This window comes from Streptomyces sp. NPDC005752 (assembly GCF_040630715.1).
Lineage (GTDB): Bacteria > Actinomycetota > Actinomycetes > Streptomycetales > Streptomycetaceae > Streptomyces.
Window position 1 is genome coordinate 133,865 of the sequence record NZ_JBEXYB010000003.1, and the last position, 11,701, is coordinate 145,565.

10 protein-coding genes are annotated in these 11,701 nt (G+C 71.4%); 7 read left to right on the forward strand and 3 right to left on the reverse strand.

Going from position 1 to position 11,701, the window contains the following annotated elements:
* Window positions 1–94: 94 nt before the first annotated feature.
* Window positions 95–376 carry a chaplin gene (locus ABZ441_RS03780; RefSeq protein ID WP_358967893.1) on the forward strand — a complete coding sequence of 94 codons (282 nt, stop codon included), beginning with the start codon at window positions 95–97 and terminating at the stop codon, window positions 374–376.
* A gap of 87 nt (window positions 377–463) precedes the next feature.
* On the opposite strand, the gene ABZ441_RS03785 is transcribed toward ABZ441_RS03780, so the two are convergent.
* Both ABZ441_RS03785 and ABZ441_RS03790 read right to left on the reverse strand, forming a co-directional pair.
* Window positions 464–1,324 (reverse strand): tyrosinase family protein, encoded by an 861-nt coding sequence (locus ABZ441_RS03785; RefSeq protein WP_358967896.1) that lies wholly within the window; start codon window positions 1,322–1,324, stop codon window positions 464–466.
* 18 nt (window positions 1,325–1,342) lie between these two features.
* Window positions 1,343–1,816 (reverse strand): tyrosinase family oxidase copper chaperone, encoded by a 474-nt coding sequence (locus ABZ441_RS03790; RefSeq protein ID WP_358967897.1) that lies wholly within the window; start codon window positions 1,814–1,816, stop codon window positions 1,343–1,345.
* Between the two features lie 190 nt (window positions 1,817–2,006).
* On the opposite strand from ABZ441_RS03790, the gene ABZ441_RS03795 reads away from it, so the two are divergent.
* The 6 genes from ABZ441_RS03795 to ABZ441_RS03820 all read left to right on the forward strand — a co-directional run bounded on the left by ABZ441_RS03795 (window position 2,007) and on the right by ABZ441_RS03820 (window position 7,861).
* Window positions 2,007–3,296, forward strand: coding sequence for a cytochrome P450 (locus tag ABZ441_RS03795; protein WP_358967900.1), 1,290 nt, complete (start codon window positions 2,007–2,009; stop codon window positions 3,294–3,296).
* A 111-nt stretch (window positions 3,297–3,407) separates the two neighbouring features.
* On the forward strand, window positions 3,408–4,601 hold the full coding sequence (locus ABZ441_RS03800; protein WP_358967903.1) for a glycosyl hydrolase: 1,194 nt from the start codon (window positions 3,408–3,410) through the stop codon (window positions 4,599–4,601).
* A 348-nt stretch (window positions 4,602–4,949) separates the two neighbouring features.
* On the forward strand, window positions 4,950–5,942 hold the full coding sequence (gene dhaK, locus ABZ441_RS03805; RefSeq protein ID WP_358967906.1) for a dihydroxyacetone kinase subunit DhaK: 993 nt from the start codon (window positions 4,950–4,952) through the stop codon (window positions 5,940–5,942).
* A gap of 34 nt (window positions 5,943–5,976) precedes the next feature.
* Entirely contained in the window at window positions 5,977–6,594 is a 618-nt protein-coding gene (dhaL, locus tag ABZ441_RS03810; RefSeq protein ID WP_358967909.1) for a dihydroxyacetone kinase subunit DhaL, read from the forward strand.
* Window positions 6,591–7,001, forward strand: a complete 411-nt coding sequence (locus ABZ441_RS03815; RefSeq protein ID WP_358967911.1) for a PTS fructose transporter subunit IIA — start codon at window positions 6,591–6,593, stop codon at window positions 6,999–7,001. The genes dhaL and ABZ441_RS03815 overlap by 4 nt, the downstream gene beginning before the upstream one ends.
* Before the next feature lie 389 nt (window positions 7,002–7,390).
* A complete protein-coding gene (locus ABZ441_RS03820) occupies window positions 7,391–7,861 on the forward strand; it encodes an ATP-binding protein (protein WP_358967914.1) in 471 nt (156 codons plus the stop codon).
* Between the two features lie 220 nt (window positions 7,862–8,081).
* On the opposite strand, the gene ABZ441_RS03825 is transcribed toward ABZ441_RS03820, so the two are convergent.
* Window positions 8,082–11,573 carry a phosphodiester glycosidase family protein gene (locus ABZ441_RS03825; protein WP_358967917.1) on the reverse strand — a complete coding sequence of 1,164 codons (3,492 nt, stop codon included), beginning with the start codon at window positions 11,571–11,573 and terminating at the stop codon, window positions 8,082–8,084.
* Window positions 11,574–11,701: the final 128 nt, after the last annotated feature.

Genomic DNA, 11,701 nt, shown 5'->3' on the forward strand with positions numbered 1-11,701 from the left:
TGAGTTGGTCCGTTACCGTCTGTCGACTTCCGCGTTCTCAAGGCATACCGGCCGCACGCTCGGCAGCCGGTCTCGACCCTCTCAAGGAGAACTGATGTCGCGTATCTCGAAGGTGGCCGCCGTCATGGCAGGTACCGGTGCCCTGATCGCCGGCGGTGCCGGCATGGCTACCGCCGACTCCGGAGCGGAGGCCGTCGCGGCCCACTCCCCCGGTGTCCTTTCGGGCAACGCCGTCCAGGTGCCCGTGCACATCCCGGTCAACGTGTGCGGCAACACGGTCAACGTGATCGCCCTGCTGAACCCGGCGTTCGGCAACACCTGCGCGAACGTGTCGGACAGCCACGAGGACAAGGGCGACTACGGCTACGGCCACTGATCTCCCTGGCACCGGTCCGGGCCTCCCCTCTCCGCTTTCCGGCGGAAGGGGGAGGCCCGGCCTCGTTCAGGGCACGGCCGGCCGTACTCAGACGTACCTGTAGTACCGGGTGTGGTCCATGAGCTGGGAGGGGGGCACGTCCCACGGGGGCATCGGCTGATCGAGCGTGAAGATCCGGCCCCGTTGCGGGTCCTCGGCGGGCAGCGCGCGGGCCGGCAGGTAGCGGGAGCGCGGGTGCGCTTTCTGCCAGCGGGCCCAGAGCAGGTCGATGAAGGCGTGGTGCAGCCAGAAGACCGGGTCGTCGGGCGATGCCGCACCGGCCATCGACCCTCCGATCCAGCGGTGCACCCGGTTGTGGTTGGCCACACCGCGGCCCCCTCGGATGCCCCAGCCCTCGATCCTGTTGCGGAAGCCGGTGGTGCTGACACTGTTCCAGGGCGCGGCGTCGTACACCGGATCCCTCAGCGCGCGCTCCACGTCGGCGGCCACGGGGAGTGCGACGGGCGCGGAGGGCCGGCCGAAGTTGCGCCGCAGGAAGGCGTCGTCGGTGACTCCCGCGCGGATCCGCCAGTTCCCCCGCCGGTAGGCGAACGGGCCGGTCATCACCTGCCGGTCGCCCGGCCTGCCGTTGCCGCCGAGGAAGTCCGCCGCCCAGAGTGACGCGCTCGCCGTGCCGTCCCGGGTCCAGTCCCAGTACGGAATCGACACACGGGAGTCGACCGCCTGCAGCGCCCTCTCGAACTCCAGGAGGTATCTGCGGTGCCAGGGGAAGAAGGACGGGGTCATATGGGCGGGCCGGGGCCCGCTCTGGGCGTCGGTGACGTAGTAGCGCCGGTGCTGGGTGACGAAGTCGTCGTAGCGCCCCGTGCGTTTGAGCTCCAGGATCGCGTCGACCAGACGTTTCTTCTCGGTACGCGTGAGGTCTCGCTGATTCTTGCGGCTGTACACCCGTGCTCGCCCTTCGGCTCAGATGGTGTGCGGGGAGACGGAGGACAACTGGGCGGTGCCGAGCTCGTCGACCGCCGCGCGGGCCGTTTCGAGGAGTGTGGGGAACGACTCGTAGTGGTTCACGGCGCTCAGATAGCTCCCGTCCGCGCGCTCCATCACGTGCAGTGCCCTCCCGTCGACGCGGACATCGATGCCGGGCGCCGCGGCGAGGACTCCGGCCTCACCGGCGTCCCGCTGGGCACCGGCCGCCACGACGGACGTGGCCGTGCCCTTGATCTCCCGGCCCTTGTACAGCTCGGAGAACCGCTCGGGGCCCACGGCGTCGCGCTCCTGGATCCGTTCCGTGGACCCGTGGCCTCCGAGAAGCACCGGTGCGAGCGCGCCGCCGGTGCCGGCGATCACGACCGCGGTGAAGACGGTGCGCAGCACTGCGCGGCGGGCCGGGCGCGGGGCGCCGGCCGGCTCCACGGACGTGCCGGTGTTCGGATTCATGGTGGGGGTACCTCCCTCTCGTCCGCTCATGCGAATTGTCTCGCTCGCATGGGCAACGAGACGGGGCCCGAACGGTTCTCGTCCGGGGCCGTCACGCGACCGTGGGAATTCTCCGGCCGGTCCGGCCGCGTCGGCCCTCCCACGCCGCCCGCCGGGCCAGCATGGCGGTCCGAACTCCCGGAGGTTGTGCATGAACGCGCCGACGCAGGTGCCCACGGACCGTGTGCGAGTGGCGGGCGGCGCCGATCTGGCCGATCCGGCGTTCTGGCGTCTGCCGCGGCCCGAGCGGCTGTCCGCGTTCACCCGCTTGCGGGAGCTGGACGCACCGGTCCGGTTCGTCCCTCGTACCGGACCGCGCGCGCCGTTCTACGCGTTGGTGAAGCACGCGGACGTGAGGGCGGCCAGCCGGCAACCGCATGCCTTCGCCAGTGCGCCCGGTGTCACCACACCGGAACCGGCTCCCTGGGCCAAGGCCGTGTTCGGGAACTCCATGGTCAACATCGACGGCGCCGAGCACGCGGGGCTGCGCAGGACCATCTCCCGCGCCTTCACACCGAGGCTGCTCGCCGCCGCCGAGGCGAACATCGACGCCGTCGCCCGGCGGCTGGTGGACGAGACGATCACCGAGGGCCCGGGAGACTTCATGCGGTCGGCGGCCTCGCGCATGCCGTTCGAGGTGATCTGCGACCTGATGGGCATCCCCGCGTGCCATCGGGCCGGCATCGCGGCGCGCATCGATCACGCCTCGGAGTACGTCGGTGTCCAGCGGCGTGGCCGCGCCCGGCTGCGGGTCCCGGGGCGTGGTCTGCGCTCACTGGCCCGCATGCAGCTGGAGATGGCGGGCATCGCACGTGAGCGGCGTCGCGTCCCGGCGGACGACGTCATCTCGGCGCTCGTGAGCGCGGATGTCGACGGACGGGCGCTGTCCTCGCGCGAGCTCGGCGCCTTCTTCTCGCTGCTGCTCGTGGCCGGCGTGGAGACCACCCGGAACGCGATCGCCCACGGACTCGTCCTGCTGACTGCGCATCCTGGGCAGCGGGCCCTGCTGGAGTCCGACTTCGACCGCTATGCCGACGGTGCCGTCGACGAGATCGTGCGCCACTCGACACCGATCATCCAGTTCCGCCGGACGGTGACAGCCGAATGTGCGCTCGGTGGCCACACCTTCCTGCCCGGGGAGAAGGTCGTGCTCCTCTACGCGTCGGCGAACCGGGACGCCTCCGTCTTCGACGACCCCGACGCCTTCGACATCACCCGGTCGCCCAATCCGCACCTCGGATACGGCGGCGGAGGTCCGCACCATTGTCTGGGTGCGCACCTGGCGAAGCTGGAGATGAAGGCTCTGTTCCGCGAGATGCTGACACGGCTGGGCGGTGTGCGGGCATCGGGCGAACCCGGTCTGGTCGATTCGAATTTCGACAACCGTGTCGGTTCCCTTCCGTTCGCCTTCGGAACGTCCCACCCGAACGGCCCATCCTGAACCGTCACACGTCGCGAATGGTCTATTCACGGGCGGTACCACAGCCCATTGTTGAATCCTTCTCCATAGGGTCGGCAGGGTCGCAGTCAGGCCGCAATCCTAGGAGGAGCCGTGCCCGCACAGCGCCGTCTCATCAACTTCGGCATCGGGGCGACCGCTCTCTGTCTGCTCGTCGGCGGCGCGGTCATCGCCGACCGCGACGCGGCGGACACCCAGACCGGCAAGGGGGCCACTCGGGAAGCGCCCGAGCCGGAGAGGGCCACCGCGATCGGCGCCTACCTGGATTACGGGCCGGAGGGCGTACAGCGTATGGAGGAGCTGTCGCGGTGGCTCGGAGGTACGGAGCTGCGAGTCGGGCACAGCTATCTGCCGGGCGACCTGTGGGAGAACATCGAGGGGCGTCCCGGCTTCCTCGCCTCGTGGGCGGACTGGCGCAAGGCCTCGGAGGACCGGATGTTCGTACTGAACACGCCGATGCTGGAGCGCAACGAGGAGCGTGTCTCCGACGACGAGGTACGCGGCCTGCTGCGGTCGGGCGCGGAGGGGCGGTTCGACGAGCACTTCCGCGGACTGGCCGAGCGCCTGGTCCAGCTGGGAGTTCCCGACACGGTGATCGTCCTCGGCTGGGAGATGAACGGTACAACGTACACACACCGGTGCGGACCCGATCCCGCCGCGTGGAAGACGTACTGGAAGCGCATCGTCACGGCGATGCGGTCCGTGCCCGGCCAGAAGTTCCGCTTCGACTTCGCACCGAGCAGGGGGACGGACGCCGTGCCCTGGACGGAGTGCTATCCGGGCGACGACGTCGTGGACATCATCGGTATGGACTCCTACGACCAGCCTCCGGCTCGGACCTTCGACGAGCAGGTGAACGAGCCGTACGGTCTGCGGAAGCAGGTGGACTTCGCGGCCGAGCACGGCAAACCGATCTCGTTCCCCGAGTGGGGCCTGTTCCGCAATGGCGACAACCCCGAGTACATGCGCCGCATGCTGGAGTGGATGGAACAGCACAAGCCGGTGTATCAGACGATCACGGACTACTGCCCGCACGGAGTGTGGCAGTGCGCCGACAACCCCCAGTCCTCCGCGGTGTTCCGCGAGAAGCTGAGTGGGCTGCCGGACGCCGAACCGTCCCTGCCCGCTCCGGACCCGAGCGGGTCGCCGACGACGCCCGGGCCCGACGAGCCCGCACCGACCGTGCCGGCGCCGGACACCGACGATGCGGGATGGTGCCTCACCGTCCCGCTGAACGACTGGTTCGACCAGTGGCTCGTCGACCGCGAATTCTGCGGACGCGACTGAGGGCTACGGCTACCGCCCTCCCGGCCTTCCTTCCCCGGACGGTGCCCCGCTCGTCGCGCATCACCCGGTCCACGGGCAGTCGTTGACGAGCAGCGCCACGCCCGGCGGGCGTGGTCGGCCGACCGTGCCGGCCGGTTCCCGGGAAGGGAAGCGGTGGCAGGGGCGGTCGACGAGGCTGCGGCAGACGAACTGACGCCGACGTGGCTCCCGGGCGACTCGGGCGGCGCGCCCCGACGCGTCGCTTCCCGATCATCCCGGTCTCTTCGATACTGGTGGCGTACGCACCTGAGACAGGAAGACCGGATTCACGCTGACGGCCGGCCGTCACGCTCTCCCCAGGAGGAACCGTTGCGCATGCTCATCAACGTGCCTGAGACCGTCGTCGCCGACGGACTTCGCGGAATGGCCGCCGCCCACCCGGAGCTCGTCGTGGACGTCGAGAACCGTCTCGTCGTCCGGCGTGACGCGCCGGTGGCCGGGAAGGTGGGGCTCGTGTCGGGAGGCGGATCGGGACACGAGCCGCTGCACGCGGGGTTCGTCGGGCCCGGGATGCTGTCCGCGGCATGTCCCGGGGAGGTGTTCACCTCACCGGTGCCCGACCAGATGGTGCGGGCAGCCGCCGCCGTCGACAGCGGTGCGGGCGTACTTTTCGTCGTGAAGAACTACACGGGTGACGTGCTGAACTTCGACATGGCGGCCGAACTCGCCGAGGACGAGGGCGTCCAGGTCGCCCGGGTCCTGGTGGACGACGACGTGGCCGTGGCCGACAGCACGTTCACCGCGGGCCGCCGCGGCACAGGGGCGACGCTGTTCGTCGAGAAGATCGCCGGAGCCCTGGCCGACGAGGGTGCACCGCTGGAGCGGGTGGAGTCCATGGCCCGGCGGGTGAACGAGTCCTCGCGGAGCTTCGGGGTGGCGCTCAGCTCCGTGACCACTCCGGCGAAGGGCACTCCGACGTTCGACCTGCCCGCCGGCGAACTGGAACTGGGTATCGGCATCCACGGCGAGCCCGGCCGGGAGCGCCGCCCGATGATGACCTCCGGGGAGATCGCCGATGCCGCGGTTCACGCGGTGCTGGAGGATCTGCGCCCCGACGGTCCCGTGCTGGCGCTGGTCAACGGCATGGGCGCGACCCCGCTGCTGGAACTGTACGGATTCAATGCCGAGGTGCAGCGGGTGCTGTCCGAGCGAGGGGTGACGGTCGCTCGTACGCTGGTGGGCAACTACGTGACGTCGCTGGACATGGCAGGCTGCTCGGTGACGCTGTGCCAGGTGGACGAGGAGATGGTTCGGCTCTGGGACGCACCGGTCCAGACGCCCGCGCTGCGCTGGGGCCGGTGAACGGACTTCCACCGTACGAGGAACAGGAGATCTTGTGCTCGACACCGATTTCTTCCGTCGCTGGATGGCCGCCACCGCGGCTGTCGTCGACCATGAGGCGGACCGGCTGACCGAGCTCGACGCCGCGATCGGGGACGCCGATCACGGGAGCAACATGCGGCGGGGCTTCACCGCCGTGCGCGACGAACTGGAGAAGGAGGCCCCCGCAGCGCCGGGGGCCGTACTGACGCTGGCCGGCCGTCACCTGATCTCGACGGTCGGCGGGGCGTCCGGGCCGCTGTACGGGACCCTGCTGCGCCGCACCGGCAAGACGTTGGGTGATGCGCCCGAGGTGACCCCGGACCAGCTGGCCGAGGCCTTCGGGGCCGGGGTGGCCGCGGTGGCACAGCTCGGTGGGGCGCAGGCCGGCGACAAGACCATGCTCGACGCTCTGCTCCCGGCGGTCGAGGTACTGGGCAGCTCGTTCGAGGAGGCTCGGGACGCGGCGCTGGCCGGTGCTCTGGCGACCGTGCCGCTGCGGGCCCGCAAGGGCAGGGCCAGTTATCTGGGCGAGCGCAGCATCGGACACCAGGACCCGGGGGCCGCTTCGGCGGCGCTGCTGGTCGGGGCCCTCCTCGAAGCAGCGGAACCGAAGGACGGGAGCGACGCATGAGCGAGGAGAAGCAAGTAGGGATCGTGCTGGTCTCGCACAGCGGGCCGGTCGCGCAGGCCGTGGCCGATCTGGCGAGAGGGCTGGCGGCCGGTGGTGCGACCGCCCCGGTGGCTGCGGCGGGCGGCACCTCGGCCGGCGGGCTGGGGACGAGCACCGAACTGATCGCCGAGGCCGCGAGGACGGTGGACAGGGGCGCCGGGGTCGCACTCCTCGTGGACCTCGGGAGCGCGGTGCTCACCGTGAAGTCCATGCTGGCGGAAGGTGACGAACTGCCCGACGGATCACGGCTGGTGGACGCCCCGTTCGTGGAGGGCGCGGTCGCCGCGCTGGTGACGGCGTCGGCGGGGGGCGATCTGGAGGCGGTCGAGGCGGCGGCCACGGACGCCTACGGATACCGGAAGGCCTGACAGGCCGTCGGCCGGGGCCCGGATATTCCGCCGCTTGCCCGCCCTTCCCCCGCCGGACGGACCGCGCACGGCACTGTCCCGTTGTTGAAGGGAAGGGGCGGACAGGCGTAGGCGACTCCTGTGTTCCGCCGGCTCAGTTCTGTGTTGCCCCCTGCCCCCTGCCGCGCGGCGGCAGGGGGCAACACAGTCCTCCGAGGTCCGCCGGACCCACGCGTCCGACCGCGTCGGGCGACGCCCGGACGCGACCGGACGTGGAGCGGGCCGCACGGCGGGCCGATCGCCAGGGTGGGAGTGCCGGTGAGGTGGGACATCGCTCCTCTTCCTCGCTGCTCAGGGCACGTCCGCGGATCCGGCATAGGACGGCGGGAAGAGGGCAACCGAACCAGACGATGACAGACACAGGTGCGTTCCCCGGGGGCAGCGAAGTGCCCGAGGCGTTCCCGGGAAGCAGCGTCGGCGGCAGCGATCACGTTCTCGCTCGGCAAGCCGTGCCCCGGACCGCGGGTGAGGCGCGCGAACGCGTCACCGAACTCCTCGACGCGGCGTTCCGCGGCCTGAAGAACGAGGATCTCGACGTCGTCGTCGCGGACGCACTCCTGGTGACCTCGGAGCTGGTCACCAACGCGATGCGGCACGGCAGGGGCCTCACCGGCTTCAGGGCCGCACTCGTCGACGACGGGCTTCTCCTGGACGTCGAGGACGCGTCCCCGGAGGAACCGGCGACGCAGGTGTCGTCCGCCTCGGACGGTTTCCCGCCCGGTGGGTTCGGATGGCCGCTCGTCTGCCGTCTCGCCAGGCACGTGGCCGTCACCCCGCGCCCGGGCGGCAAACAGATCACCGTCCTCGTTCCCCTCATGTGAACCCGCCCCCGCGATGATCTCCAGAGGGCCCACCCGCGCGATCGTGGTGCGGGGAGGAGCGGGGTGGTCGCCGCGCTGCCGCGGGTGGTGAGTCCGAGCGCGTGCTTGGTGCAGATGAGTGCGTGGCATCACGTGTCCCCTCGGCAGGGCCGAGCCCTCCGCACGGCTTCCGGACGAGGTCCGAGAGCCGTGCGGAGGAGGTGAGGCACTCCGAGGAACGTCAGGCGGCGGGCTTCACCGCCGCGGCCGCGATCCGGATCTGTGCCTGCCGGGTGACGCCGTTGACCGTCACCGCGAGCGTGACGGTGCCCGGCCGGAGCGCGGTGAACGTGCCCGTCGCGGGGTCCAGCGTCGCGATGTGACGGGGACGTGCCCCGTCCGGCTTCCCGATGCGGACGTTCGGCGACCCGGTCCAGTCCGCGCTCAGCGGATAAGCCGCAGGCACGGTCCGCGCGCCTTGGGTGACATGCGCGCCGATCGTCGTGCGCTCCCCCGCGACGAGCGCGGAGGGGGCGTCCGGAGCCAGCGCGTCGACGTGGGCGCGTGTCTGAGCGGAGACCCAGTCGGGTCCGCCCCTCCACGGCTGCCGACGTGCCGCCGCCTGTTCGCCCGATGTCACGCGGTCCGCGCCGATGAGGGACCAGCCGGTGAATCCGCCCTCGTCCACAGGCCCTGCCGGTGCCTTGCCGGAGTTCCCGTTGATCAGACAGGGGACTCCGTCGACGTGCGCGGCGTCGAAGACTCCCACGTGGCTGCCGATGAAGGCCGCGCCCTTGCCCGTCGTACGGCGGAAGCCGGCGAGCCACTGTTCGACGAGGGCCGCCTCCTTGCGGTCGCTCAGCTGACTGCCCTTCTGCACGGTCGGATCGCGTGGGGGCACGTGCTCGATGAGCATCACCGCGCCGACGGACCGGTCCTCCGCCGCCGCGTCCAACTGGGCACGCAGGTCCTTGATCTGGGCGAGACCGCCGCCACGCAGGCTGAGACTCGACGTGTCGAGCGTGATGACCCGGGTGCCCTTGTGGTCGAACGTCCGCCGGGCCGGGCCGAACTCGGTGATGAAGTTGTCGATCTTCCCTCCCATCACCTCGTGGTTGCCCGGTACGTAGTACCAGGGCAGGGAGTCTCCGAGTTCCTCGTCGAGGACCTGGCGGGCGAACGCGAGGTCGGCGGGTGAGCCCTCGTCGACGAGGTCACCGTTGACGACCAGGAAGTCGGGGCGCGCAGCCCTGATCTCGCGCAGAGTGCGGCGGGCCTGCTGGACGATTGCGCTGTCCGGGTCGCGTGCGACGAACTGGGCGTCCGACATCACGGCGAATTGCCAGTCCCTGCCCTCGGTGACGGCAGCGGTGTCGATCAACGGATCCGGGGCTTCGGTCTGTTCGGGCAATTCGACGGTGGGAGGCACCTGGGCGGTCAGGTCGTCGATGACGATCTCGCCGGTGTACTGCCGGGCCGCCGCCGTCTCTGCCAGGTAGAAGCGGTGCACCGACAACGGCATCGCCGCGCCCGGCGGCACCGCGAAGGTGACCTGGCGCCAGCCGGTCCAGGTGATGTACGGACCCCGCAGGAGCTGGTCGCTGCCTGCGGCGTCCTTGAGGTGCAGCGTGGGCCAGGCGCCGTTGCCGTCCCCCTTGATCCAGAGGGTGTACGCCTGCGGCTGGCCGGGCACGGTGAGGGACTGCGGCGGAGCTGCGTAGGCGGCTCGCGTCGCCGTCGACCGGGTGAAGTCGTAGGTGAGGCGCAGGCCGGTGTTCGTGTGCCCGTCCGGGGTCGCGGCGAGCGCGCCGTCCGCGCGGGCCTGGCTGAACTTCCAGGATCCGGCGTCCTCGAAGTCCGACACGGGCTGCTCGGTGAGACCGACGCTCACGGCGAGGATCGTACTGACGCCCCCCACCGTGGCCTTGATCTGTCCCGCTCCGGAGCCGGTCAGGGACCTGACGGTGAAGGACCCCCGGCCGTCGTCGGCGACGGCGAACAGCGTGCGGTCGTAGTCGAGGGTGAGGTCGTCCGGCTCGACGGGAGCACTCGTGCCGTGGGCGTCGAGACCGACGATGCCGAAGCCACCGGTGGCCTCCTTGTCCGCCAGTCCGACGCGCGCGGTGGTGGGCCGGATGCGGGCCAGCCGGTCGAGGACGGTGAGCCGTGTGTCGCCGTGGGCGCCGGCCCGTTCCGCCCGGACGTCGGTGGTACCGCTGCGCCGGGCGGTGAACGTGCCCCGGGCGTCCACGCTGCCGACCGCAGGGCTGACGGCACGCCAGCGCGGGGTGCCCGCGGCGGGGCCGTACGTCTCGTCGTAGCCGACGGCGGTGAGCTGCCGGGTCAGGCCGGGGAAGACCCGCTCGGGGTGACCGCCGCCGACCGGGTCGTCGCCGGGGGCGGCACCGGCCGGTGTGCGGGTCTCGACCCAGAAGCCTTCGAGTCGCCCACTGCCGTCGGGGGCGGTCAGGGCGAGCCCGTTGGGGACCGTGCGCTCGCTGCCGTCGGACGGGCTGTTCTCGACCTGGAGCGCGTCACTGCCCGGCTCGCGCGCGACAAGGGTCGATGACCCTCCCCCGTCGAGGTTCAGGGCGCTGTGCGAGCCGGCCTCGCGCATCATCTCGCCCAGTTCCGTGAGGGTGACACCACCGCTGTCGGCCTGTCGGCCGTCGACCGTGACGACCTGCATGGTCCGGCCGTCCTCGGAGAACCCGACCGCGGTGCGGGGCGCCGCGGTGTTGTTGCCCTCACCGTCGTGGTTCTGTGCCTTCCCGTCGACGACGAGCAGTTCCCGGCCGCCCACGGCGGTGCGCGGGACGACCCCGCTGTCGGTGCGGGCACGGTATTCGATGCCGACCCGGTCACCGGGTTCCAGCGCGGCCAGCGGTCCCGCTCCCGCCTCGCGGCCGACGAGGACCACGGTGTCCTCGGGCACCGGGCCCGAGCCCGGGGCGTCCGACACGGAGACGACCTCGCCGTCCCGCACCGCGACTTCCGCGACGGGCCGTGCGCCGTCGACCGTGAGCGCACGGTCGGCGCTTCCCCAGGCCGAGGTGTAGGCGCCCACGCCCTGGGCCGGTACGTTCGCCGCGTTGTACGCCGCGAGCGGGTGCGCGCCCGAGGGGAGGGTGAGTGTCCCCTCGAAGTAGAGCTCCAGGATGCGGCCGGCGTTCTGCGGGCCGATGCCCACCGCGCGGTTGACGCCCGGGGCCGGGGAGTGCACCGCCCGGCCGTCCTTGATCCCTGGGCCCTGGGGCGCTCCGGTCTGGTTGATGTCGAAGAAGTCCGCGTTGATCGCGGCGACGGTGCGGCGGCCCGGCCCCGGGTCGTGTCCGGCGGCCAGCTCGGAGACCGTGTGCCGGTCCGAGACCTTGCCCGAGGACAGGTAGTCGGCGCGTACTCCGCTGCCTCCCAGATCCACCGAGAGGGTGTCGACACGCAGCCACTTGTCGGACTCCAGGCGGTCGTACGAACTCAGGCGCACGCCGGGTGCCAGGGGGCGTGAGGCACGGGCGGTCTCGATGCCGTCGCCGTCCACGACGGATCTCGCTCCGCCGGGAGGGCCGCTCGCGGCCGGCGGGGCGACGGGTCTGAGGATCTCGGTGGTGTTGTGCGGGCGGGGGTCCGGAGTCGAGTCGGCTGCCGCGGGTGCGACGGCCCCGGCCGCCGTCGCCGCCACGGCCGCCAGCACCACGAGTGAACGCCGGGTGCCGCGGAAAGTGCCTGTGCCCACAAATCCTCCTGGTGCGGTGCGGATTGGGCGCGGAACGCGCTGTCGGCGGACAGCATGACCGGGCTCAGTGGGACGCACCAGAGGACAACGGGGACATCAGGCGGAACAGTGTGCGGCAGAGGGGTGGC